Origin of the sequence: Sphingomonas jeddahensis, from assembly GCF_001981525.1 — a bacterium.
GTDB classification, from domain to species: Bacteria; Pseudomonadota; Alphaproteobacteria; order Sphingomonadales; family Sphingomonadaceae; genus Sphingomonas; species Sphingomonas jeddahensis.
The window spans coordinates 84,098-108,826 of the sequence record NZ_MPSB01000006.1; the positions used below are offsets into that span (position 1 = coordinate 84,098).

The 24,729-nt window shown below is 67.7% G+C and carries 20 protein-coding genes; 6 read left to right on the plus strand and 14 right to left on the minus strand.

The window, feature by feature from the left end; all coding sequences use genetic code 11:
* The first annotated feature begins 60 nt into the window (after window positions 1-60).
* The 3 genes from SPHI_RS08405 (at window position 61) to SPHI_RS08415 (ending at window position 3,635) form a co-directional block, all read left to right on the plus strand.
* Window positions 61-1,545: a SulP family inorganic anion transporter gene (locus SPHI_RS08405; RefSeq protein ID WP_076744474.1), complete on the plus strand. Its 1,485-nt coding sequence runs from the start codon at window positions 61-63 to the stop codon at window positions 1,543-1,545.
* Between the two features lie 72 nt (window positions 1,546-1,617).
* On the plus strand, window positions 1,618-2,745 hold the full coding sequence (locus tag SPHI_RS08410) for a GNAT family N-acetyltransferase (RefSeq protein ID WP_076744475.1): 1,128 nt from the start codon (window positions 1,618-1,620) through the stop codon (window positions 2,743-2,745).
* Entirely contained in the window at window positions 2,742-3,635 is an 894-nt protein-coding gene (locus tag SPHI_RS08415; RefSeq protein WP_076744476.1) for a cupin-like domain-containing protein, read from the plus strand. Before SPHI_RS08410 ends, SPHI_RS08415 begins: the two co-directional genes overlap by 4 nt.
* Before the next feature lie 361 nt (window positions 3,636-3,996).
* On the opposite strand, the gene SPHI_RS08420 is transcribed toward SPHI_RS08415, so the two are convergent.
* The 8 genes from SPHI_RS08420 to SPHI_RS08455 are packed head-to-tail and all read right to left on the minus strand — an operon-like array spanning window position 3,997 to window position 13,746.
* Window positions 3,997-5,193: a glycosyltransferase family 4 protein gene (locus tag SPHI_RS08420; protein WP_076744477.1), complete on the minus strand. Its 1,197-nt coding sequence runs from the start codon at window positions 5,191-5,193 to the stop codon at window positions 3,997-3,999.
* A complete protein-coding gene (locus SPHI_RS08425) occupies window positions 5,190-6,509 on the minus strand; it encodes an O-antigen ligase family protein (protein WP_158049663.1) in 1,320 nt (439 codons plus the stop codon). Before SPHI_RS08425 ends, SPHI_RS08420 begins: the two co-directional genes overlap by 4 nt.
* Window positions 6,490-8,541 carry a hypothetical protein gene (locus SPHI_RS14975; RefSeq protein WP_076744479.1) on the minus strand — a complete coding sequence of 684 codons (2,052 nt, stop codon included), beginning with the start codon at window positions 8,539-8,541 and terminating at the stop codon, window positions 6,490-6,492. Before SPHI_RS14975 ends, SPHI_RS08425 begins: the two co-directional genes overlap by 20 nt.
* On the minus strand, window positions 8,541-9,287 hold the full coding sequence (locus SPHI_RS15415; protein WP_076744480.1) for a polysaccharide biosynthesis/export family protein: 747 nt from the start codon (window positions 9,285-9,287) through the stop codon (window positions 8,541-8,543). The genes SPHI_RS14975 and SPHI_RS15415 overlap by 1 nt, the downstream gene beginning before the upstream one ends.
* A gap of 53 nt (window positions 9,288-9,340) precedes the next feature.
* Window positions 9,341-10,399: a glycosyltransferase gene (locus SPHI_RS08440; protein WP_076744481.1), complete on the minus strand. Its 1,059-nt coding sequence runs from the start codon at window positions 10,397-10,399 to the stop codon at window positions 9,341-9,343.
* The gene (locus SPHI_RS08445; protein ID WP_076744482.1) at window positions 10,396-12,006 is read right to left on the minus strand and encodes a lipid II flippase MurJ; all 1,611 of its coding nucleotides are present in this window, start codon (window positions 12,004-12,006) and stop codon (window positions 10,396-10,398) included. Before SPHI_RS08445 ends, SPHI_RS08440 begins: the two co-directional genes overlap by 4 nt.
* Entirely contained in the window at window positions 12,003-12,692 is a 690-nt protein-coding gene (locus SPHI_RS08450) for a GNAT family N-acetyltransferase (protein WP_076744483.1), read from the minus strand. Before SPHI_RS08450 ends, SPHI_RS08445 begins: the two co-directional genes overlap by 4 nt.
* The gene (locus tag SPHI_RS08455; RefSeq protein WP_076744484.1) at window positions 12,685-13,746 is read right to left on the minus strand and encodes a lipid II:glycine glycyltransferase FemX; all 1,062 of its coding nucleotides are present in this window, start codon (window positions 13,744-13,746) and stop codon (window positions 12,685-12,687) included. Before SPHI_RS08455 ends, SPHI_RS08450 begins: the two co-directional genes overlap by 8 nt.
* A gap of 121 nt (window positions 13,747-13,867) precedes the next feature.
* Here SPHI_RS08455 and SPHI_RS08460 point away from each other — a divergent pair, with 121 nt between their 5' ends.
* The 3 genes from SPHI_RS08460 (at window position 13,868) to SPHI_RS08470 (ending at window position 16,867) form a co-directional block, all read left to right on the plus strand.
* Complete coding sequence (locus SPHI_RS08460; protein ID WP_076744485.1) at window positions 13,868-14,854, plus strand: GNAT family N-acetyltransferase; 987 nt, start codon at window positions 13,868-13,870, stop codon at window positions 14,852-14,854.
* Entirely contained in the window at window positions 14,851-16,047 is a 1,197-nt protein-coding gene (locus SPHI_RS08465) for a polysaccharide deacetylase family protein (protein ID WP_144036173.1), read from the plus strand. Before SPHI_RS08460 ends, SPHI_RS08465 begins: the two co-directional genes overlap by 4 nt.
* Before the next feature lie 94 nt (window positions 16,048-16,141).
* Complete coding sequence (locus tag SPHI_RS08470; RefSeq protein WP_083719903.1) at window positions 16,142-16,867, plus strand: sugar transferase; 726 nt, start codon at window positions 16,142-16,144, stop codon at window positions 16,865-16,867.
* A 111-nt stretch (window positions 16,868-16,978) separates the two neighbouring features.
* Here SPHI_RS08470 and SPHI_RS08475 read toward each other — a convergent pair whose 3' ends face one another.
* The 6 genes from SPHI_RS08475 to SPHI_RS08500 form a co-directional block, all read right to left on the minus strand.
* The gene (locus tag SPHI_RS08475; protein WP_076744487.1) at window positions 16,979-17,662 is read right to left on the minus strand and encodes a heparin lyase I family protein; all 684 of its coding nucleotides are present in this window, start codon (window positions 17,660-17,662) and stop codon (window positions 16,979-16,981) included.
* Window positions 17,659-18,789 carry a glycosyltransferase gene (locus tag SPHI_RS08480; RefSeq protein WP_076744488.1) on the minus strand — a complete coding sequence of 377 codons (1,131 nt, stop codon included), beginning with the start codon at window positions 18,787-18,789 and terminating at the stop codon, window positions 17,659-17,661. Before SPHI_RS08480 ends, SPHI_RS08475 begins: the two co-directional genes overlap by 4 nt.
* Window positions 18,790-18,823: 34 nt before the next feature.
* Window positions 18,824-19,597 carry an SDR family oxidoreductase gene (locus tag SPHI_RS08485; protein WP_076744489.1) on the minus strand — a complete coding sequence of 258 codons (774 nt, stop codon included), beginning with the start codon at window positions 19,595-19,597 and terminating at the stop codon, window positions 18,824-18,826.
* Between the two features lie 52 nt (window positions 19,598-19,649).
* Window positions 19,650-20,843, minus strand: a complete 1,194-nt coding sequence (locus SPHI_RS08490; protein ID WP_076744490.1) for a multidrug effflux MFS transporter — start codon at window positions 20,841-20,843, stop codon at window positions 19,650-19,652.
* 194 nt (window positions 20,844-21,037) lie between these two features.
* Window positions 21,038-21,922 carry a transglutaminase family protein gene (locus SPHI_RS08495; RefSeq protein ID WP_076744491.1) on the minus strand — a complete coding sequence of 295 codons (885 nt, stop codon included), beginning with the start codon at window positions 21,920-21,922 and terminating at the stop codon, window positions 21,038-21,040.
* Window positions 21,923-22,022: 100 nt separating this feature from the next.
* The gene (locus SPHI_RS08500; RefSeq protein ID WP_076744492.1) at window positions 22,023-24,500 is read right to left on the minus strand and encodes a circularly permuted type 2 ATP-grasp protein; all 2,478 of its coding nucleotides are present in this window, start codon (window positions 24,498-24,500) and stop codon (window positions 22,023-22,025) included.
* Window positions 24,501-24,729: the final 229 nt, after the last annotated feature.

Genomic DNA, 24,729 nt, shown 5'->3' on the forward strand with positions numbered 1-24,729 from the left:
TCCTGATCCGGCGCCCTCCATGGTGCGCCCGTGTCCGTGTGCGTTGTTCTCCACAGGCCCATGACCGCATTATCCCGTTACCGGACCGAATGGTTCGCCAGCGCCGCCGAGGCGCGCCGCGACGTGCTCGCCGGCATCGTCGTTTCCCTTGCGCTGATCCCCGAGGCGATCGGCTTTTCCATCATTGCGGGCGTCGACCCACGCGTCGGCCTGTACGCCTCCGTAGCGATCGCGATCGTCATCTCGCTGCTCGGCGGGCGGCCCGCGATGATCTCCGCCGCGACCGCCGCGGTCGCCGTGGTGGTGATCCCGCTGGTGCGCGACCATGGTGTAGACTACCTGTTCGCGGCGACGATCCTGATGGCGGTGATCCAGATCGCCGCGGGGCTGCTGCGGCTCGATCTGTTGATGCAATTCGTGTCGCGATCGGTGATCACCGGCTTCGTCAACGCGCTGGCGATCCTGATCTTCATGGCGCAATTGCCGCAATTCGGCGGCGTGACCTGGCATACTTATGCCATGGTCGCGGCGGGCCTTGCGATCATCTATCTGGTGCCACGCGTGACCAAAGCCGTGCCGTCGCCGCTGGTGGCGATCATCGTGCTGGCCGTGGCGAGCATCGCGCTGGGCCTGCCGGTGCGCACGGTGGGCGACATGGGGCGCCTGCCCGAGGGGCTGCCCAGCCTGACGCTGCCGAACGTGCCGCTGACGCTGGATACGCTGCGCATCATCCTGCCCTATTCGCTGACCATGGCGGCGGTGGGCCTGCTCGAATCGTTGCTGACCGCGCAGATCGTCGACGACATGACCGAGACGGACAGCAACAAGCGCCGCGAATGTATCGGGCAGGGCGGCGCCAACATCGCCGCCGCGCTGGTCGGCGGCATGGGTGGGTGCGCGATGATCGGCCAATCGGTGATCAACGTCACCTCGGGCGGGCGCAAGCGGCTGTCAACCTTTGTGGCGGGCGCGTTTCTGCTGTTCCTGCTCGCGGTGCTCGGCCCGGTGGTAGGGCGGATCCCGATGCCGGCGTTGGTCGCGGTGATGATCATGGTATCGATCGGCACCTTCAGCTGGAACTCGATTCCCAACCTGCGCCGCCATCCGCCGACGTCCTCGATCGTGATGCTGGTGACGGTTGCCGTGGTGGTTGCAACGCATGATTTGGCGCAGGGCGTGCTCGCTGGTGTGCTGCTGTCTGGCATTTTCTTTGCCGGCAAGGTGCAGCGGATGTTCACGGTTGAGCGGACGCCGGGCGCGGACGGGGTGACGTATCGGGTCGCGGGGGAGATCTTCTTCGCCTCGGTCGATCGCTTCACGCGCGCGTTCCAACCGGAAGCGGGGCAGGCCGTGACGATCGATGTGTCGGCGGCGCATTTCTGGGACATTTCGGGGGTCGGCGCGCTAGACAAGATCGTCGCACGGCTGCGGCGCGAAGGGTCGCCGGTGCAGGTGATCGGTTACAATCGCGCCAGCGCCGACCTGGTCGATCGCTTCGCCATGCACGACAAGACGGGGGTGGAACTGGGCGTGGTGCCGCACTGAACCGCATGGTCTGCCGTGCGCCAGTGCAGATCGTGAACCATTAGGTCAGCAGTTGCTGATAAACGGCGGCACATGGGCAGGCACGCGCAAGCCGGGATACGGGCACAGATCATTGACGCCGATGCAGCCGCCACATGGCGCGACGCATGGTGTCGGCTCGCGGCGGAAGCTGGAACGGCCAATCCCTTCTATGCCCCCGATGGAGTCGCCGCTGGCATGTTGCTGCCGGAGGCGCAGCGCCCGCGTCTGTTGCTGGTGTGGGATGCGGATACGCTGATCGGATTGTTGCCGATCGCTGCGCAGCGCCGGCGCGGCGTGGCGATCAGCGTTGAGAACTGGGATCAGCGGCTCCGCGCCCTCGGCGAGCCGCTGGTACTTCCCGGGCGGGAGCCGGAGTTCTGGCGGGCGGCGCTCGATTGCGCAGGGCGACTGCCGGGCTGGTGGCTACGGCTGTCGGCGCTGGACCCGCACAGCCCGGCGACGCGCGCGTTGGTCGCTCTGCTGCGAGCGAGCGGGCGGCCGTGCTACGAGACGCGTGCTTATGAGCGGGCGGTGCTGCTGCACGGCCTGACCAGCGAGCAACACGCGGCGCAGCACATCCGCGGTAAGGTGTTGAAAGAACATCGGCGGCTGCGCGCTCGGCTGGCGGATCGCGGAGAGTTGAGGTTCGAGCGGCTAAGCGGTGATGCGACTGTCGCGCCTTGGATCGATGATCTGTTCCGTCTCGAAGAGACCGGGTGGAAGGGGCGCGAGGGTGTCGCGGCGTCGGCTGATGCGGGCACCGAAGCGTGTTTTCGCCGCATGATCGAGAGCGCGCATGCCGCGGGCGATCTCGACTTCCATCGCATGACCGTCGGCGGACAGGTGATCGCGATGCTCGCCAACCTGGAGCGCGGGGGAGAGGCTTTCCAGCTCAAGATCGCCTATGACGAGGAATGGGCGAGCTTTTCCCCCGGGGTGCTGATCGAAATGGCGTATCTCACCTATGCGCTGGACAAGCGCGGACTGGCGCGGGTCGACAGTTGCGCGCGGGCCGGACATCCGATGATCGACCGGATCTGGCCCGAGCGGCGGCGGATCGTGTCGCTGATCGTGCCGCATGCGACGCCCTGGTCTCGGCTGATCTGCCGCGCGCAGATGGCGTGGCGTGCGCGGCGGCAACCTCAGCTTAACCGCGACATGGGAGATTCGAAGACATGACCGGCTTCACCTGCTTCGCGCCCGATGGCCTTCGGGAATTCGCCGCCGCTTATCCCGGCGACGCAGCGCCGGTTCGGCACCAGTTGCACGACCATGCCCTTTTCCAGCTGGAGGCGCTGGCGGCACTTGCCGAGCGGCTCCCTGCGTCGCACGTCGAGCAAAACCTCGGCAACCTCGCGGTGGACCAGCGCCCCGACGCGATCCAGCGCGCGGCGATGTCGCCGGGCGAGATCGTGCGCACGATCGCGGACAATGGATGCTGGATGGTGCTGAAAAAGGTCGATGTGGATCCGGCCTATGCGGCGTTGATCGACGCCTGCCTTGCCGAGATCGCGCCTGCCGTGACGCCAGCGACGGGCGCGTACAAGCGGCGCGAGGCGTTCATCTTCCTGTCCGCGCCCAATTCGGTGACGCCCTTCCACATGGATCCGGAGCATAACATCCTGCTCCAGATCGCAGGCAGCAAGACGATGCGCACCTATCCGGCGGGCGACCTGTCGATCGTGCCGCAAGAGGTGCACGAGGCGTTCCATCGCGGCGGCGTGCATCGCAACATGCGGCATGACCCCGCCTTCGATGCCAAGGCGCGCGATTTCGTGATGGGGCCCGGCGAGGCGGTGTACGTGCCGGTCAAGGCGCCGCATTGGGTGCAGAACGGGCCGGTGCCGTCGATCTCGTTCAGCATCACGTGGCGGTCGCGGATGAGCGACGGCGAGGCGCGGCTCCATCGGGTGAACCAGCGGATGCGCGGGCTCGGGCTTCAGCCGGGAGTGCCGGGGGCATCGCCGGGGGTAGACGCAGCAAAGGTGGCGGGGCACCGGGCGTTCAAGGGCGCAGTGGCGGCGGCGCGGCGGGTAGTTGGCCGGGAGCGGGATCGCGCGGCCTATTGAAGGGGTGGCCGAACGGATTGCGGAACCAGGCACGTCATCCCGGACTTGATCCGGGATCCATGGTGCCGCGGGCGCTGAGGCTGGAAGCTCGGGCGGCAGCGTGCGCGGAGGGTTGGATCCCGGCGCAAGGCCAGGATGACGGGGCGTTGGTGGTGAGGGCGCGCCGCGAGAAAAGAGCACGATCGTCCGGCGTAGCAAGGAGCGATGCTGGTCCGCCGCCTTCACTGCATCGACCTCTTCGTCATTCCCGCGAAGGCGGGAATCCATAAACGCCAACGCTTGCAATGGAGCCGAGTGCTCTGCGCGTATGGATCCCCGCCTTCGCGGGGATGACGGCGTGGGTGGTGCTTACGGATCAAACCTAGGCAGGGAAGAACAGCGCCATTTGGCGGCGGGCGTTTGCCGCGAGGTCGAACTCTTTCGCCACATGCGCTCTCCCGCGGCGCGCCATCGCCAGCGCGCCTTCCGGATCGTTCCGCACGCGGAGCAACGCGTCGGCCAGCGCTTGCGGGTCGCCGGGGGGAACCAACAGGCCGGTGTCGCCGTCGCGGATCAGCTCCGGGATTCCGGAGATGTTGGTCGTGATCGCAGGCCGCTGATAGGCCAGTGCTTCGATCATCACGTTCGGGATGCCTTCCTGCCGACCGTTGGGGCCGATCACGCTCGGCGCGACGCAGACGCTGGCGGTGCGATAGGCCTCCGCCACTGTCTCGAACGGCTGCATGCCGGCGAAATGGACGCGATCGCCCAAGGGAGCGGCGTGGGCGCGAAGTGCATCGGCGTCAGGGCCGTGGCCGATCAGGGTGCAGCGCCAATCGCCGAGGCGACCGCCGGCGATCCTGAGTGCTTCAAGCAGATGGCCGACACCCTTCTTGGGTTCGAGCGCGCCGACGTAGAGGATGTGGAAGGGTGTGGTGGAGGGCAGGTCATCCACCGGCGCGATGCGGCCGACATCGACCGAGGAGTGGATGACGTGGATGTCGCGTAACGCCATGCCTGCAACCCGGCCCCGGACGAACGCGGCGCCGAAATCACTGACGGTGCGGACCGCAGCGGCCTCGCCAAGCTTCTCCGGGAGCAGCGCCTGGGTGCGGAACAGATCGTGCGCGCGGCAGCTGACCGAATATGGCAGGCCGCCGGCGCGATGTCCGAGCCAGGCGGCCGTGGCGGGGTGGCCAGCAAATTCGGCATGGACGTGGGTAGCGCCCCAGGCACGCGCATCCTCCGCGATGGCGAGCGCCTTGGGCACGAGGGCGAGCGACTTGGCCGCGATCTTCGGGTGGCGGCGATAGGCCCAGAGCATACGCGCGATCCCGCCGAGCACCGGCGCAGGACTGCGCAGGGCGGCGCGGAGCAGCGCACCGGGCGTCCAGAAGCCGGGATCGACCGCGCGTTCCTTCAGGGGCGCGGCAAAGCCGTGGAGCGTCTGGCCGTGGCGATAAGGCGCGACATGGTAGAGCCGCACATCCACGCCGGCCTCAAGAAAGGTGACGAGATCGCGATAGATGAAGGTTTCGGTGGATTTCGGAAATTCGGTAACGATGACGGCGAGCTTCACGTCGGCTCCTCATTGGCACGCAACCGGCCGCACTGGATCGCGATAGCGACGAGCAGCCAGAGATAGCGCAGATTCTTGTGCGGCATGAAAAAACAGGCGACCAGCAGGCCGACGAGCGCAACGCCGGCCGCCAGCCCGAGCCGGGCCAGCTCGGGCCGTGGTGACTGGCACGCGCGCCATGCTGAGAGCAGGGCATAGCCGAGCGTGCCGGCGAACAGCAGAAAGCCGACAGCGCCATATTCGGTCAGGGCGTCGAGATAGGTGTTGTGCAACTCGCGCGGGAAGGGTTCGCGTCCGGGCATCCAGCGATAGACATCGGTGACGTAATAGAGCGGAAAGTTACCCGGGCCGATGCCCCAGATCGGCGACTGGCTGGCGAGGTCACCGCCGATCCGCAGATAGGTGATCCGGCGATACAGCGTCTGGTCCTGCGCGAAATCACCGATCGCGGTGAAGCGATCCACCAGCGTCGGCGGGAGGAAGGGGATGGCGCCGATCATCGCCACCGCGCCGCAAACCACCAGCAGCGGAAAGAAACGCTCGCGTCGGTACGATAGCGCGATGATGCCGGCGCCGGCCATCAGGCCGATCAGTGCGGAACGAGCGGAGGTGAATACCAGCGCCAGCACGCCGATCGCGACCACGCCGGCGAGGAGCGGGCGCGCGGGTACCTTGCCCAGCGCACGGCGCTTGCCCGCGAACAGCCAGCCGCCGGCGAGCAGCACCGAAACGAGCAGCATCTGCGCGGCGGTGGTGGGATTCTGGTCCGACCCGCCGGCCGAACGCGCCACGCCTTCAAAGCCCGCCGTTGTCGCCGCGACGGAGGTGGAGACGATGCGGGTGCCGGTGCGCTGCTCGACCACCACGATCGCGGCCGAAACGGCACCGGCGCCGATCATCGACCAGAGCAGCCAGCGCATCTTGGCGGGCGTGTCGACAATCACGAAGAGGCACAAGGCGGGTAGGAGCGCGATGGCCAAAGTCTTGAGATAATCGGCGCCTTCGCTGCGGTGCTCCGACAAGGTCCAGCTGAACACCGCCCAGCAGAACATGGCGGCCATCAGCCGTGCGCCGGTGTGACTGGCGTGGAGGGGCGGTGGAGCAGGGACGAGGAACAGCAGCATCGTCGTGCCGAGCAGCGCCGCGAGCGTCAGTTCTGTGGTGCCGATCGGCAGATTGCCGGACAGGCGATTTCCGATGGCGTCGAGCTGCGCCAGCACCGCATAAGCGACGAGCGGTACCATCGCCACCATCCGAGTCGCCGCTGCGGTGGCGGCCGGCGTCAGTGCCGGGCGGTCAGTCGAAAGCGACGACATGCGCCGGGCGCGGCAGGAAGCAATCGAGTTCGTGGCGCCAGTCCGCCGGATCGCCGCTGCGCGTTGCGAGCAGAAGGTGCGCGCTATCGGGCATGGCGGCAAGACCGTCGCGCGCCGCGACGGCATCGAGCCGCCCGAGATATACGAAGGGCTTGCCCGGTTTGGTTGCCCGCGCGCCGCCCTGCCGACCATCGACCACGGCAAGCTGAATGCCGGCCTTGAGCAGCAGCGAATGGGTCAATTGGGCAAGCTGACGCGCGTCCTGCTCCTGCCCGATGGCAGCGATGTACAGCCCACGCGCGTCGGCGGCGAGTTGCTCAAACAACCAGGTGCCGAACTGGCGCTTGATCGCGGCGATCTCATTACCGGTGTAGGATTGGCCGTTTCTCGGGCGGGGCAGCGTGCCGGGGAAGTGGAAGTCGGCGATCGGCTCTGGACGCGGGCAGGGCTTGAGCGCGGTGTTGCCGATGGTGAGGGGGCCGTCGCTTTCTTCGTCGCTTCGGGCTTGATCCGAGGCCCCGCTACCCTCGCCGGCGTTCGGCGAGAAAGGAGCGAGACCCCGGGTCAAGCCCGGGGTGACGAGTGAAAGAGGGGTAGGCTGCGGACGCGCTGGCGCCGGCTCTGGGATTTTCTCTTCCGCATCATCCTGGCGGAGATCGGGGGCCAGCTGCGGGCCGTCCGATACTGGACCCCGGCCTTCGCCGGGGTGGTCCGACATTGTGGATGCGGTGTTAGTGGTTGGTAGCGGTTCGGCGGTGACCGGGCGATCCTGCGCAGTACGCTCGGGCTGCGATGCCTCATCCTCGTCCTTCGGCTTCGCCGGGCCGAGCAGAAGCAACGCGCAGGCGGCGAGTGCGCAACCGGCGATGAAGCCGAGCACTGTGTTGAAGAAGATCTTGGGGCTCGATCGGGTGAGTGGCGGCTTGGCGCGTTCGATCAGCTGGATGCGCGGGCCGTTCGCGAGGTTCTCGGTCTGGCTGAAGCTGACGCGTTCAGTGAGGGCGTTCACCTCCTGCTGCAGCAAGGCAGCGCGATCGTCGAGCGTTTTGACGCGATCCTCCACCGTACCGAGGCTGGCGATCTGGCGGTCGATCTGGCCGATCCGTCCCGTGCGGATGGCAACGCTTTGTTCAAGGCCGGCGGCGCGCGGCGCCTCGACGGCGAGCGTCTGCTCCACCGTATTCTGCGCGCCGGTGAGCTTGCCGCCCGACTGACGGCGCAGCGCGGCGACCTGGCTCTTCGCCGCATCGAGCGCAGCGCGATCGGTGGTGAGCTGCGCCTGTTCCGTAAGGCGGGCCTCTAGCAACGCTGTTTTCTGGCGATCGAGATCGACGACGCCGATCGAGGACTTGAGCCCGCGGCTCTGGCGCAACGTGCCGGCGAGTTCGGCACGCTTGGCGGCGAGGCGCGCCTCCAAAGAGCCGGCGATCTCCTGCCCGGTGCTGCGCGAGGCGCGTTCGGCGCGGGCGATGATCGCATCGGACAGCGCATTGGCGAACCAGGCGGCGGATTTGGGATCCTCCCACTCGACCGTCAACTGCAGGAGGTAGGTGCCCTCAACCGTCTCGATCGTGGTGGCCTTGATCACCTCCTCGATGATTTCCTCGCGCAGCGGCACGACCGGCGCTTCGCCATAATTGAGGATCGCGAGGATGCGGCCGGGGGAGAAGCCTGGCGTGCCAGTGTTGGCGGCGAGCCATTGCGCCGGAGTCTGGCCCTGCGCGGCAGCCGCTTCGGCGATGTAGCGATCGACGATCGGCTCTACGACCGGGCGCGTGTGCGCGAATTCGGCATAAGTGCCGAGCAGCACGCTGCCGCCGTCAAACGTGGAACCGCGCACGAAGCGCGTGGCGTAGCCGAGCTCTTCGGAGGTCGGCACGATGTTCAGCCGTGCCGAGGATTCGAACTTGGGCTTAGTGGCGAGATAAAAGACGCTCACCGCCCAAGCCGTCAGCGTGCACAGCGCGATCAGCGCCAACACCAGCTTCCAGCGCGACAGGATCACGCGAAGATAGATGAGGCCCAGCACCATCAGGGCTGGATCAAGGTGACGGCGGAGCCGACATTGACGCCGTTGAAGCCGATGATCTGCCGGATCGCACGGGCGCGATCGACATCGCGGGCGATGCCGCGCGGCGGGACCATCAGAATCGAATAGGGCGGGAGGTAGTCGATCGGGGCGGCGCTGCCGTGCAGTGTCGCCGACAGATCCAGCATACGCGCGACGAGCTTGTCCCCGATCGGCGTCATCAACACGACGCGCTGGAGGTCCGCATCGCGGTTGCCGCCGCCGGCGCGTGCCAGCCCCTCGAATGGGGTGGTGCCGTCGCGATAGGGGAAATTGCCAGGCTTTATCACCTCGCCGAGGACGAAGATTTCGGGCGGCGGCGGCGGGCGGTTATATTCAAGGAGCGCAACCGACACGTCGGGGCGGGCGAGCTTGGGGCGGTACAGGGCGGTGAGCTTCGCCTGGAGATCGGCGGCGCTGATGCCCTTCACCGACAGCGGCGGCAGCAGCGGCGGGCTGATCGCGCCGGACAGCTGCACGCGCTGATCGGTGTTGAGCTGCGGCGTGAAGGGAAAGGACAGGCGAACGAGATCACCAGGGTGGAAGTCGCCGTCCTGATCCAGCCGCGCCTCCACCATGCGGGTCGCCGCGCGCGCAAGATCGAGCGAGCCGGTGGTCAGCGGGATCTCCGGCGCGGGCGCATAGCGCACCGGCCCGGCGCAGCCGGCAATCGCGATCGCGAGAAGGGAGGTAGACAGGATCTGACGCATCGAGACTCTCGTTAGCCGATCGCGGCTATGCGGGAGGGCGTGTAACTTTACGGTTAAGGGGCGTGGCGCGCCAGCAGCGCCTCGAGCTCCGCTATTGACGCGGCGACCGTATAGCGGGCGGCCGTGTCGCGGGCGGCCGAACGCACGCCGGTGCGGCGGGCGGGGTTGGCGAGCAGGGCGGCGATCGTGTCGGCGAGAGCGGGGGGATCGTTGGGGGGCGTGAGGAAGCCGTTCCCGTCGTGCTCGATGAACGTTTCGGGGCCACCGGCACGGGTGGCGAGAACGGGCGTGCCGACCGCCATCGCCTCGATCAGGACATTGCCGAATCCTTCGCGGCGGGAGGAGGAGACGAGAAGGTCCGCTGCGGTCAAATGGCGCGCGAGTGCATCGGTTTGGCCGGCGAGCGTGACCTCGTTCGACAGCGTGTGACGCGCAATCTGCTGAGTGAGGTCGGCATGCAGCGGGCCGTCGCCGTGGATGGTGAGGGAGAAGCGCTGGCCGCGTGCCTTGAGCAGTGCGGCGGCGTCGATCAGCGTGTCGAAGCCTTTTGCAGGAACCAGGCGGCCGGCGGCGATGAGGTGCGTGCCGTCCGGCTTGGCGGCAAGCGGGGGCGGAGGATCGCGCAACACAGGGTTGCGGATCACCACCACCGGCGCGCCGCGTACCGCCGCGCCAATTGCGGCGGTCGGCACCGCCACCGCAACGGCACGGCGGGTGAGGAGGCGAGTCGCGGTACGACGGAGGAGGGGCCATTTGGATTCGCGGCGGAAGGCGTCAGGCGGCGTGTGTTCGGAGGTGATCCGCGGCACGCGGGTGGGCGCGGCGAGCAGCGCCAGGTTCATCGCCGAGGTCGCGGAATAAGCGATGTCGATACGGTGCGCGGCGAGCGCGCGGGCGATGCGCAGCGGGCGTTTCAGCGCACGGCCGCCGCCGATCGCCGCGACGGGAACGTCTGCGGGTACCTTGTTGAGCAGATCGCCCTCCACTCGGCCGAGCAGCAGGGTGGGCGCCCAACGGGTTCGGTCGAGCGCTTCGATCCAGTGCAGGATAACCCGCTCCGCCCCGCCGGTGCGGAAGTGGGGAAGGAGAAAGGCGATGCGGCGGGCAGTCATTTGCGGCGGGATCGGCGCTTGGCCAGGATCTGCATCGCGATGTCACGCAGCGCTGCCATCTCCGGCACCCGAAGCATCACGGCGGCGGCGAAGTGGACGACCACGATCAGCGCGCCGAGTGCGCATAGCAACGCCAGTTCGCCGAACAATTTGTGCGGGTTCGGCACCAGCCACAGCAGCGCGAACCCGGCTGCGGCCGCGATACCGGCGCAGGCGAAGGTCTGCGCGAGATCAGCGAGCTGCGCGCGCATGTGAAAATGGTGGAAGCGGCGAGCGGCGATGATCTGCGCGACGACGAAGGTGAGCGCGGTCGCCACGGCGGCGCCATAAGCGATGCCCGGTGCGCCCCAGATCGGCGCGGCGATCGCCAGCACGATCACGCGAACCACCGTGCCGATCACGGCGATGATGGCGAGATCGCGCAGCGCAGAGGCGTGCGGATCGGCGTAGATCGACGTGGTAATGGCGCTCATCGGCGCGAGGAAGATCGCCGCGGCCGCATAGCCGGCGGTGCAGGCGGCGGCGGAAGCGATCGCTTGCGGGCCGAAGGCGCCGTGGCCGAACAGGGCGCTGACCATCAGCGGCGCGCCAAGCATCATGCCGACCGAGACCGGGGCTTGGGCGAAGACGCCGATTCGCTGAAAGCGCTGGATGCCCGCCGCCGCAGCGACTCGATCGGGCTGTTGAACGGCGCGGATCAGTTCGGGGGTCAGCACGGTGGCGAGGCTGGACATGACAAGGCCAGGGACCAACGAGACGAGGCGCGAGCCATATTCGAGCGAGGCGACCCCGCCGTCGCCGCCGGTGGTGGCGAAGGCGAAATCGAGCAGGGCGGTCGCCTGAAAATAGACGTTGATGACGACCGCTGCGGCGAGGCCTCCGCCCTTTGTTTCCGGCACGTCGGCCGGCGGTTCGGCAGGGGCGTGGCCGGGCGGGGGGCGGACGATCGACCAAGCGCCCGCGAGCAGGATGAAGAAGCCCACCACGCCCGCAATCAGCATCGTCCAGGCGCCGGCGATTATGCCGAGCGGCGGCACGAACAATGCAAGCACCAACACCAGCAAGGCGCGTTGGACGAGGTTGGTGCCTTCGCTGAGCAGATAGCGGCGGCGGGCCTGGAGAACGGCGGCGAGCAAGGAGGCGACAAGCGCAAGCGGCAGCAGCGGCAGCATGATTCGCATCATGGTGGCGGTCAGCGCCTGCTGCTCACCCCGGAAGCCCGGCGCGAACAGCTTCGCCCAGACAGTTGGCACGAGCATGCCGGCGAGCATCACGCCAGCGAAGACGACAAAGAACCAGGCCATGCGACGCGGCAGATGCCGAAGCGATGGCGCCTCGCCACGATCGACGGCGGCAAGCACTGGCGGCAGCACGATCTGCCCGACGAGTTTTCGGATCGTGTCGGCGAAACCGACCGTGGTGCGACGCGCAAGGAAGAATGCGTCGAGCTGGCCCGACGCGCCGAAGCGATTGGCGAGCAGCACGGAGACCAGAAACGACAGGCCGAAATCGAGGCCACGAATCCCCACCACCACGCCGGCCGAGCGCGCCAGTGCCTTGCCCGACGTGGCCTGCGCCCGTCGTCCTTCTGCCGACGCGTCGGTCATGCCGGGCGGCGGTACGATCGCGAAGGCCGGGGATCGGCGAGACCGAGCGTCCCGGCGTAGGGGGACATGCGCGTCCAGCGGACACGGAAGAGGTGAAAATGGCGGACGAGCATGCCGGCCTCGCGATAGCCGAAATGCTGATGGATAAGATAGGAGGTACGGTTCCTGCGATCGATCACGCTGAACACGCGGCGGATCCCCATATTCTGCAAGAGGCAGAGCGCCCAGCGCACGAACAGCAAGGCCGTGCCGCGCGCGCGCTCCGCGGGATCGAGCAGCCAGCTGTAACCATAGGCCTCGCCAGGGGCGACCGGATAGAATTCGCGGACGCGTGCGTCGTGATGATCGGTGAGGGCGATCCACGCGCAGCCAGTCGCAATGCCTTGTCGGAGCACGAACAGGCCCATCTTGCCCGCGGCCAGCATGGCGGCGAAATCGTTGCGGCGGGGGGCAAGGAAAGGGCACAATGGCGGCAAGGGATCGCCCGTGCCCAACGTGGTAAAAGTGATGCCGGGCCCCGGCCGCACGGCGCCGAGACGCGCCGCGATGAGATCCAGTTCCATCACCACGCTGCCGCTGCTGCGAAAGAGATGATCGCCGGCGGCCTTGCGCAGCGTCTCGCCGAGCCCTTCACGCACCAGGCGCCGGCGCAGCCGGCGCAGCCGGCGCAGCTTTCCGTCACCCATATGCGCGGCGCAGACGGCGGACGGTGCGATAGGCGCGGCGCGCGCCAAGCAGCATCGCATGGCGCAGCGGATCGAGTGCGGCGATCTGCATCGGCGGCATCTGGCGGCGATGCGGCGCAAAGCCGGCCTTGAACTGGAGCCGGCCGGCCTCGCCGGGGTCGCTGGGCTCACCATCGGGCAGCCCGGCGAGATCATAGCCGACCGCCCCCATGGCGCGGGCTTGGCGCATCCCTGCCCATAGCAGCGGATAGCCGGGCGAGGCGCCATCCCGATCGACGGTGGCGAGCGACAGCCAGATCGCCTCATCGGCCTGGCGGACAAAGGCATGGGCGCCGATGGGCACGCCGTCGCGCTCGGCGATCAGCATGGCGCCGCCTAAGGCAGCGATCAGTTGCGCTTGGCCCGTGGCATCCGGCTGGCCCGAGCGATCGTAATCCGGACGGGCCCTGTGAAAGGCGTCCAGCAGCCGCTGGTAAGTGGCGAGATCGTCGGCGCTTTCCGCCGTGCGCACGGTGATCCCCGCCTTTTCCGCCTGGCGCAGCGCGCGCCGGGTGCGCTGCTTGAAGCCGGCGAGCACCTCCTCCTCCGGCTTGTCGAGCCAGACGATGCCGGTGACATGGTGCAGGGATTGTTCGTGCCCGGGCAGCGGCGCAAAGCCCGAGGCGCGCATCGCTTCGGCCATGTCGGGCAAGGCGCGGCCGCGCACGCGCGGGCCGATCGTCAAGGAACAGCATCCAGCCCGGCGCAGCGTGCGGCGAAGTTCGGTTAGCACCAGCCCCAGCCGCGCGGGATCATGGACCACTGGCCCGCGCTGAACCGTGCCCAGCCATGCGCCGAGCGCCAGCCGCGTTGTACGCACGACACAGGCGCCGATCAGCTCGTCACCGTCAAACGCGGTGAAGTAGCGCCAATCGCGGCGCGAGTTTCGCGGCGCGACGAGCGGCCAGGCCAATGATTGCTGATAGGCGCCGAACGGGCTGTCGCGCAGAAAGGCAGCGACGTGCGACACTTGGGCGCTGTCGAGCCGGTGAGCGAGGTGCGAGCGAATCGTCATCGCGGCGGCTGATAGCGGACTTGATGTTGGAAGCTGCGACATTCATCAAATCTTCGGACGCCAGGGGTAGGTCGTCGCTTAACAAGGGTCGATTGCGGAGAAGTTAAGTGTCGGGGCGGCGGTGAGGATACCATTTCATCTCAGCGCTGATTGGTTCGCCTGCTGGTCCGCCGGGTTCGGCCCGGTGATCACCGCCGAAACACTCGCGCTGCGCGAAACGCATGAGCGGATCGGCCTTTTCAAGATCCCAAGCTTGCGCAGCGCCACCAATCCGCACAGCGCGCGATATGATGCGCCGCCCGGAACTGCGCTGCCGCGCGATCTGCCGGCGCGCTTGTTCGCCGGGCGCGCGATCGGCTCCATCCGCATCGATTATCTGCCGGAGAATGCCGCATTGCTGTCTGCAGCGCGGGGGTGGAGCGCGAATTTTCGCGTGCGCATCGCGCCGCATGCGTTGACGCCAGTGGTGGATTGCCGCCAGTCCTATGACACTTGGTTCGCGGCGCGCAGCAAGCGAATACGCCAGCGGCTGCGCGGGCACGGCAAGCAGGTATTCGACGCGCTGGGGATGACGGTGGAGTTTCGCAGCGGCGATCCGACGCAAAGCGATCTGTTCGAGCGCATACTGGACGTGGAGCAATCGGGCTGGAAGGGCCGCGGCGGCACCGCGATCCGGGACAATGCGGACGAGCTGCGTTTCTATACTGCGCTGGTGCAGCGCGCGGCGGCGGCCAGCGCGCTGAAGGTCGCATTGCTGTGGCATGGCGACACGCTGGCAGCCTTTGAATTCGGCGTGATCGGGGAGGGACGATTGTTCCTGTTGAAGGTCGGCTATGACGAGCGTTATGCGGATCTGTCCGTCGGTTATCTGCTGGCCGCCGAACACATCCGGCATTGCTGCGAACAGCCGGCGATCCATTGGTACGACAAGATGGGCAACGGCATGCACCCCGCCGAATACAAGCTGCGCTTCGCCGATCATTGCGACACCTTGTATCGCGCCACGATTTATGCGCCGGGGCTGCGCGGTGCGCTGCTGCACGGGCGCGATGTTGCGCGCGCGCGCGCCAAGGCGTGGCGCGACCGCCGGCGGGAGGCGGCGGCATGACGCGCAAGGCGGAACGTCAGGCGCGCGTGCTGCGCTGGGCGACGATGGTGGCGGCGGGATTGATCGCGGCGGTGGTGATCGCTCTGCTGTTGCCGCGCACGCTGGGTCTGGTCGCGGCGGCACTGGCCGTATTGCTAGGGGTGGTGGCTGGACATGGCGCGATGATCGCGCCGCCCGGCGTGGCGATCCTTACCTATCATTCGGTGAGCCCGGAGCCGGGCTGGCTGCCGTGGTCACGCGAAATCGCGGTCCATCCACGCACTTTCGAGAGGCATCTGGAAACGTTGCGGCGGATGGGCGCGGCGGTGATCGCGACTCGCGACTTTGTGACGCGGCGCGCGGCGGCAGATGCGGTGCCGGATCGCGCGGTGATCCTGCATTTCGACGACGGCTATCTCGACAATCATCGCCACGCCATGCCGCTGCTACTTCGCGAGGGAATGCCGGCCACCTTTTTTCCGTCGCTCGACTTCATTTCGCCCTACGCGGGCATGCGGCGTGACGGTTCGGACGCCGGCTATATGTCGTGGACCGAACTTGCCGAGCTTCGGCAGGCTGGGTTCGAAGTTGAGCCGCACGGCGTGGATCACGCCCGGGTTCCCACATCCGATCGGGCGATCGGCACGCTCAATGCCGCCAACTGGCGCAAGCATGCGTGGCTGCAATGGGCTGCGACGCCGGGGCCGAAGCATGACTGGTTCCAGATGACGAGTCCGGCGGCGGTGCCGCTGGGCAGCGCGATCCCTTCTTCCGGGCTGGCGCTGGCAGAGCGCGCGTGGCGTGGGGGTGCGAAGGAAGACATAGGGGCGCTGACCGGGCGGATCGAGCGCGATCTGGCCGCCTGCCGCGCGGCGTTCGTGGAACGCTTCGGCGAAGCGCCTCAGATCTTCTGCTGGCCCGAGAACAAGCTGCACCCCGAAGGGCGGCAGATCGCACGGCGGCTGGGGTATCGTGCAACCACTGGCGGCCAAGGTCGCAATGGCGCGGATGAATCGGCCGAGGTGCTGTCGCGCATTCATGTGGACGATCGCGCACTGGGTTTCCGGTGGCTTGCAGCGGAGGCATTGTACCTGCGCGCCTCGGTGCGGCTGATGCAGGGCAATCATTATTGGTACCTGTTGCTCGCGCCGATGCACGTGGCGCGGAAGATTGTTTTCAGACTTCGCGATCGTTTTGGCGCCAATTTCGCGTGACTGGGGCCGTTAACCCACTTTTCGGGTTCCTTGCGCCGCAAGAGTCGGCAGGAGCGGGCGGCCCGATCGACCATTTAGGACAGCACGTTTCGCAATGACCGATATCGCACCCCCCGCTGCTACCCGGCCCGAGCGTCGCCAGGATCTGGCGCGGCGCGTGCGGTTCGAATGCGACATGCGCGGCGTGCCGCTGCACCTGGAGGTGAAGCGCGGCAGCTATGCGCGGCGGCTGAAGCCGGCGTTCGACGGGGCGGTGGCGCTGGCGGCGCTGATTGCGCTATCGCCGTTGCTGGTGATCGTGGCGATTGCGATCAAGCTGGACGACGGCGGGCCGGTGCTCTTTATTCAGAACCGCACCGGCTATCTCGGCCAGCGGTTTCGGTTGTTCAAGTTTCGCACCATGGTGGTGGATGCGGAGGCGCTGAAAGCGAAGCTGCGAGCGCACAACGTCCATGCGGCTGACTCACCCGACTTCAAGCTTGCGGACGATCCGCGGGTGACACGGCTCGGGCGATTTTTGCGCAAGACCAGCATCGATGAGCTGCCGAACCTGTGGAATGTGGTGCGTGGCGAGATGGCGCTGGTGGGGCCGCGGCCGACCTCGTTTGACGCCAGCACCTATCGCATGCCGCATCTGCCGCGGCTGGCGGTGCGGCCAGGGCTGACCGGGCTGTGGCAGGTCTCCGGACGGGCGAACATCGACTTCGACGAGCGGTCGGAGCTGGACGTGCGTTATATCAAGGGGCTGTCGGCCAAGCAGGACCTGGAACTGATCATGCGCACTATCAACGCCGTCAAGAAGGGCGACGGCGCCTGCTGATTAGTAGGAGGGCAATTGCGATGTTCGTTCGCCCCGAGCGTCGTCGGGGGAGGTGCCGCGCGCCGCGCCCGGTGTCTCGGCTTCGCTCGACACGAACGGTGGGTGGCTGCCTCAGCGCGTGATCGCGACGGCGATATTGTCGAACCAGGCGCGTGCCGGAACCGGGTTGGAATTGGCGGTGATTCCGATCTGGATACGATCCGCGCCGATTCGCTGGAGCGGCGCGAGCGTGGCGCCTGTCGCGGCGAGGACTTCGTCCCCGTCGAGCAGCACGCGGCTGCTCCCCTGATCGCCGGGGTCGAGGTGTAGCTGCCAGGTGACTCGGTGCCAACGGTCGGGTGCGAGGGCCGGCGCATCGTCGCGCGTCCAGGCGTGCTTGATGCCGATCTTTGAGCGATCAACGCGCAGGCGGCCGTGGCGCAGGTATAGTCGCGCGCCGGGGTTGCCGCGCTCGCCACAGGTGGCGCATTCGATATCGACGAGCTGTAGCGAGTTGCGCGGGCTGTCCGCCGGCATGCGGATATCGAAGGTGACGGTCAGCTGCGTGCCGGCGGGCATCATCGCGGGGCGTGCGACGAGATCGGCCTTGGCGATGGTGCCGCCTTGCTTAGGGCCGGTGATGGCGAGCATGGCATGGCCGCCGCGCTTGGGAGCCGGCGCGCGCTCGACGCGGCCGTTCACTTGCTGCGCGAGCGCCCAGGGGCCGGCGCCGAAGCGGACTGGACGTTCAAAATCTTCGGAAAAGCCGTCGGGGCTGGCCGCCCCCATAAGAAGCAGGGGAAGGAGGCGCTTCATGGCTGTTTTTGCGGCGTCCATTGCGCGTAGCGGCGGCCGGCGAGGAACAGGATCGTGCCTAACGACAGGCCGGCGAGGTGAAGCATCGCGCCGTGGACGAGCTTGAGCGGGCCACGCAGCTTGAGTCCGGCCGCACCGGCGAGCGCGACCCCGACCGCGGCGGTGATGCCCGCGGCGACCAGCGCCCACCAGAGCGAGCCTTGCGCGGCTAGAAGGATGCTGACCAGCCAGAGCGGCGGGATGCACAAGGGGGCGAGTCTGCGGCCGACCTTGTGGAGGAGAAGCGCGGGAGCATACCAGGCGGTGCGTGCCGGGTTCATCAAGGCGCGGCGGCGCCACAGAGCGGTGAGGCCGCGCACGGTTATTCGCACGCGGCGGCGGAACTGCTGGCGGCCGCCGCCGATGCTATGCTCCCATACGCGCGCGCCATCGGCGTATGCGATGCGATAGCCGGCGGCGACGGCAGCGGTGCTGATGTGAAAATCGTCGGTTACGTCGGGCGGCACCAACGGCATCAGCGCACGGCGAATGGCGTAGAGGCCGCCATCGGCCGAAATGCAGCCGAACAGCCGATCCTCTGCGGCGCGCAACGCGGATTCGTAGCGGCGGAACCCGCGATCTGCTGCGGCGAAGCGACCGCGCTTCCCGATCGTCTCGACCCGGCCCGCCACCGCGCCGACCGTCGGATCGGCGAAGGGGGCGAGGAGCGCAGGAACCGTATCGGGATCGAACAGCGGATCGGCATCGGTCATGACGAGGATATCGCCGCTGGCGTGCGCCACGCTGGCGTTGAGTGCGCGTGCCTTGCCGCCGCGCGGGCAGCGGATCACGCGCGCGCCCTGCGCCTCCGCAATGGCGGCGGTGGCATCGGCGGAGCCATCGTCGGCTACGATCACCTCGGCCTTGCCCCGCCATGTTGTGAGTGCGGCAGTAACCGAGGCGAGCTTTTCGCCTATCGTCGCTGCCTCGTTATGCGCACCGATCAGGATGGTAATCGATGGCTGCTGGCTGATGGCGGGTGGGCGCCGACGTGGCGGGCGTGTTGCCGCGGCGGCGATCACCAGCGCGGGGTAGCCCGCGAAGATCGCCACCGGCAACAAGAGAAGGATCCAGGCGACGAGCTGCATGTCCGCCGCTTAGACCAGCGGTGTTACGCGAAGGTCAACGTGCTTCGGCTTCGCGGGTTTTGGTGGCGAAGTCGTTGAGCTGACGCAGGGTAGCGTCGAAGCGGCCTTCGGCTTCGGCGTTGCGGAGGAACTTGACCCGCTCCACGAGGATTTCGGGCGGGGTCGGCTGCTGGGCGAAGAGCGCCATCACCTCGTCGGCGAACTCATCAAGCGGCTGGTATCCGGGGCGGGTTTCCTGGCCGGGGGTGAGGCCGGTCTGGACGGCGGGCGGGGCGAGCTCGATCACCTCGACCTTGCCGGCCAGCGCCTCGCGCAAGGCGACGGTGTAGGAATGGATTGCGGCCTTGGTGGCGTTGTAGGTGGGCGTCGCCAGGAGGGGGACGAAGGCGAGGCCCGACGTGACGTTGATGATGGCAGCGTCGGCCGTCTGAACGAGATGGTCGATCAGAGCATCGATGAGGCGGATCGGGCCGGCAAGGTTGGTGGCGATGGTCGCTTCGGCATCGGCGAGATCGCGGGGCTCATCCAGCTTCTCGAAGCGCATGATGCCGGCGTTGTTGATGAGGACGTTGACTGCCGGATGATCGGCCAGGAGGCGTCGGGCGAAATCGGCGACGCCGCCAGCGCTCTCCACATCGAGTTCAATCGCGTGCATGTTGTCACGCCCGGCGATCGTTTCCTCGAGCGCTTCGCGGCGCCGGCCTGCGACGATCACTGTATTGCCCGCGTCGTGGAAGCGATGCGCCAGTGCGCGGCCGATGCCGGATCCGCCGCCGGTGATGAGGATCGTGTTACCGCTCTGCTTCATGCTGGTGCTCCCTCAAGGCTGGAGCGCGCGATCTAGGAACGGAGAGCCCCGACTACGACATGCGGGCGCGGAAAAGCTGGCCGCCCTCGACCACCCAGACGATGGCGAGCACGGCAAGGCCGATGCACAGATACCCGATCGCCAGCGGGGTGGTGGTGCCGGCATAGGATTGCCCGATCGCCGAGCCGACGATCACCGCCCCGATGCTGCTGATGAACCCCTGAACCGAGGAAGCGGTGCCGGCGATATGGCCGACCGGCTCCATCGCCATGGCGCCGAAATTCGCGCCGCATAGGCCGATGCAGGTCATGCTGAGCGCCTGAAAGAAGACATAGCTCCACAAAGTTTCCCAGCCGGCAGCGATCACGGCGACATGCGCGATCGACAGCGCGATCAGGATCAGCAGCGCGGTCTGGGTGATCAGCCGGGTGCCGAGCCGCTCCACCAACCGGCTGTTGAGGAAGGAGGCAGCGCCCATCGCGCAAGCGCACAGCGCAAACAGCAGGGTGAAGCGATCGCCGGCGCCGAATTCATCAACAAAGATCTGCTGCGATAGGGAGACAAAGGCGATGATCCCGCCAAAGGTGAGCGAGGCCGCAACTGAATAGCCGATCGAATAACGGTTGGTGAGCGTCAGGTGGTAGCTTGCGCGCAAGGCGGTGAGCGAGATGGGCACCCGGCGCGACGGCGGCAGTGTTTCGGGCACGCGCATCAAAGTCCAGGCGAGCACAAAGGCGGCAAATGCGCCGAGCACGTAGAAAATGAACCGCCAGGGGCCGAAAGCGAGCAGCAATTGCCCCAGCGAGGGCGCAAGAATGGGCACCAAGAAGAAAATCATCTGCGCCACCGACATGGTCCGGGCCATTTGCCGCCCAGACGACCCGTCGCGCACGATGGCGACCGCCAGCACGCGGGTGGAAGCGGACATGAGGCCCTGCAGCAGGCGTGCGCCGAGCAGAGCGCCGAAGCTTGCGGAGCTGGCCGCGAGAATGCTGGCAGCGACGAAGCCAGCAAGGGTGACGATCAGCACGGGGCGGCGGCCGTAGCGATCGGCAAGCGGGCCATAGACGAGCTGGCCGGCGCCGAAGCCGACCATATAAACGGTGATGATCCACTGCCGGTGGTTGGCGGCGCTGATCGCCAGATCGTGTCCGATGTCAGCCAAGGCCGGCAGCATCAGATCGACGCCGAACGCGTTCACCGCCATCACTGCCGCGACAAAGGCAACGAATTCGCGGGGGTGCATGCCGGAGGGTGCGGGGTGGCTGGTCATGCGGGGCCGTATCGGCGGGGTAAGCGGCGAGGACAAGCGATTGTGTGGGTTGTTCACCCCATCGTCATCCCAGGCTTTACCCGAGATCCCGCTTCGTTTCTGTCACCGGCGAGAAAGCGGGACCCCGGACCAAGTCCGGGGTGACGGAGTGTTGAGGCTAATCAGGCCTAGCCCTCGTCAACCGGGGCGACGTCCACCGAAACCGCCATCTCCTGTGCGCCGGAGCCGAGCACAACGCCATCGACCGGGGCGATCTCGGCGTAGTCGCGGCCGATGGCCATGACGATATGGTCACTCGCCATCCAAATGCCGTTGGTGGGATCAAGGCCGACCCAGCCCTTGGCCGGGCCGCACCATAGCAACACCCAGGCGTGGGTGGCGTCAGCACCGACGAGGCGCTCCTGGCCGGCGGGCGGAATCGTGCGGATATAGCCGGAGGCGTAGGCGGCCGGGAGGCCAGCGGCGCGCAAGCCCGTGATCATGATCTGCGCGAAATCCTGGCACACGCCGCGCCGCTTTGCGAACGCCTCGTGCGGGGGAGTATCGACCAAGGTCGCGGCGGCGTCGAATTCGAAGTCGCGCTGAATGCGGCGGGCGAGTTCGATGCCGGCCTCGAGTGCGTTGCGGGCAGGATCGAGATTGGGGGCGCAATAAGCGGCGATCGCGTGGTCCAGCGGGATCAGCGGGGAGGGGAAGAGGTAGCTGGAAGGGCCGGCGGGGGAGAGATCGCGGCTGGCGCGGGCGAGCGCGGCAATCTCCCCGAGCGTCGGGTCGCCGGCTTCGGGGACCGGCACGCGGCGATCGACCATCATGCGCGCGATGCTCTCGATCGTCAGCTTGCGGACCGGTTCATCGACGGTGAGGCGAGTGACGTTGGCAAGGCCGGCCTCAGCGCGCGCCGGCGTGGTGCGGCCGGCGGGAGAGACGCGCAACATGTAGGATTCGAGGCGCTGGCCGGGCCAGTCGATCGGTTCGAGGCGCAGGTTGCAGCGCGCGAACTTAACGTGCGTGCCGTAATCGAAGCGAGTGACGTGAGTGATGTCGTAGATCATGAGGGTTAACCGTCACCCCAGCACCAGCTGGGGTCTCGTGCCGCAGGGACCCGCTCTGGTGGCAGGCGATGCCAGTCTTCGCTGGCATGACGAAACGGGGTCACGCCAGCGTCAGCCCGCCAGCGCGCAAGGGTTCGGCGCCCTGGAGGAAATAACGGCGCGCGATCGCGTCGGAGAGGCGCGACAAGCGGCGCTCAATCGCGCCCAGCGTCTCGTCGTCCAGCGTGGCGGCTCGGGCGATCGAGACCAGCGCCTTCAGTTCGGTCGCTTCGGCCTGCTGCTCCTCCGCCATGCCGTCGTCGTCGAGCACGGGGAGCGCACACAGATGCTCCCAGATCCGCTCGACCTGAAAGGCGAGCGCGCGCGGGTTGCCTGGATCGAGCGCGACGAGATCGACCACCGGCACGCGGGCGAGGCCGGTGAGGTAGCGCTGGCGATAGCTGATCTGGCTGTCGGCGAGATCGAGGAGGGTGGACAGATCGTCGAGCGAGGCGCCGGGGAGGCCGAAGGTGCGGGTGGCGCGGACGATCGCGGTCGCGCGCTCGATGCGACGGCCGAGATCGTGGAAGCGCCAGGCGGCAGTGCGGCTCATATGTTCGGCGCAGAGGCCGGCGATCGCGGCGTAGCGGCGCTGGAGCGAGCCGGCGCGATCGAGCATGCCGCGGTGCGAGGGGAACGGCGCGTCGAGCAGGCGCACCATGTCCGCCGACAGTCGATCGCGCGAGCCGTTGCCGATGCGTCGCGCCTGCTGGTTGATCTCCGCCACCGATTGCCAGCCATCGCTCGCCTCCATGGCGGTGCGCGCCATTTGCGTCAGGTCTGACCGGCGGAGCGCGAGCGGGAGGGGCGCAGCGCCGGCGGCGGCGACCAGACCGGCGAGGCGGCCGATCGTCTCCGAGCCGAGCGCCGCGCCCCCATCGGCGTCGATCGAATTGCCGAGCATGACGCGGATGACCGCGAGCAACGCCTCGCCGCGTTCCAGATAGCGGCCGAGCCAGTAGAAATTGTCCGCCACGCGGCTCGGCAGCGTGCCGGGATTGCGGCGGATCTGGTGCGAATCGGAAGCCGGGAGCAGCGAGACGAGATCGACCGGCTTGCTGCCATGGACGACCACATCGGCGGACCAAGTGCCGTCCCCCATCACCGCGGCGCGTGGATCGGGATGCTCGCCGATTCGCGCGAACCCGCCGGGCAGGACGGTCCAGCGGCCGTCAGGACCGCGGGCGGCGAAGACGCGCAGGGTGAAGGGGCGGGCGACCAATGTGTCGCCAGCGACCACCGGCATGGTGGAAAGGCGGACGATCTCCTGCCCGACATAATCCTGCGGTCGGCGGGCGAGATCGGCAAGGAGCGTGGCGCGCTGCTCGGCGGTCAGGTCGCTGCCGGCGATCGCAGCGTCGGCGGGAAGGCCAAGCGTGCCATTGCCAAACGCGGGGGCGATGAGGAGGTTGGCGAGATCCTCCTCGACCCGGGCGCGCTCGCTCGGCTGGCCGCACCACCAGGTGGCGATGTTGGGAAGGGAAAGGTCCGCGCCGGTCAACCGGGTGGAGAGCTGCGGCAGGAAGGCGTTCCAGGCGGTGGATTCGAGCACGCCGACGCCCGGCGTATTGGCCAAGAGGACGTTGCCGGCGGCGTAGGCGTCGATCAGGCCGGGAACGCCGATCTTCGAATGGGTGTCAAACGCCAGCGGATCAAGGAAGCGCGGATCGAGCCGGCGCCAGAGCGCGTCGATGCGCTTCAGCCCGCCAATGGTGCGGACATAGACCTTGTCCTCCAACGCGGCGAGGTCGGCGCCCTCGACCAGCAGCAGGCCGAGGTAGCGCGCGAGATGCGCCTGTTCGGGGTAGCTGGGATTGTAGCGACCGGGGGTGAGCAGGCCGATGCGCGGGTCCGAGCGGCGGCACGAGGCGGCAAGGCCGTCGCGAAAGGCGGCAAAGAAGGGGGCATGGCGGGCAACATTGAGGCGGGCCTGAAGGCCGCCGAGCGTGCGACTGACGGCGAGGCGGTTTTCCAGCGCATAGCCCGCGCCGGTCGGCGAGCGCAGGTGATCGGCAAGGACGCGCCACTCGCCGGTTGGGCCGCGGCCGAGATCGACGGCGAGGAAGTGGAGTTGGTGGCCACCCGGCGGGTTCAGGCCGACGAGCTGGCGCAGGAAGAACGGGCTGCCGGCGACGAGCGCGGCGGGAACCAGGCCACGCGCGACTAGCTTCGCTTCACCGTAGAGATCCGCCAGGATCGTTTCAAACAAGTCCGCGCGCTGAATAACGCCACGTTCAATGCTGCCCCATTCGTCGCCGTCGATCAGCAGAGGCACGGGGGAGAGCGGCCAGGGGCGCTCGTCCGCCTCGCCGATGATGCGGAAGCCGGTGCCAATGTCGGCCGCGTGGCGTTGCACGCGTTCGCGGGCGTGAGCGAGATCGTCGCCGACCAAAGCGGCGAGTTCCTCGAACATCGCCAGCCAAGGCGCTTCCTCGGCGCCGCACAGCACGTCGCCGCGCGCGGCCGCGTGAGCCTTATAGTCGTCGATCCAGCGACGGGCGTGGGTGGCGGAATCGAACAGGGCGGGCTGTGTCGCCAAAACGGGCTCCCTCGGGCGGCGCGGACCCTAGCGGGGTGGGGCAGGGGTGCAACGGTTAAGTGTGGGCGGCGGCTCCACGTGATGGAAGGAAGGTGGTCACCCCTCCTCCGCTCGTGCCGGGCGAAGTCGAGGTACGTGCCAAGTCAAGGTAACGCTTGCGGCTTGTCCCTCGACTTCGCTCGGGACGAACGGGATGAGGGTTGAAGATCTTTCGTTCGCCCTGAGCCTA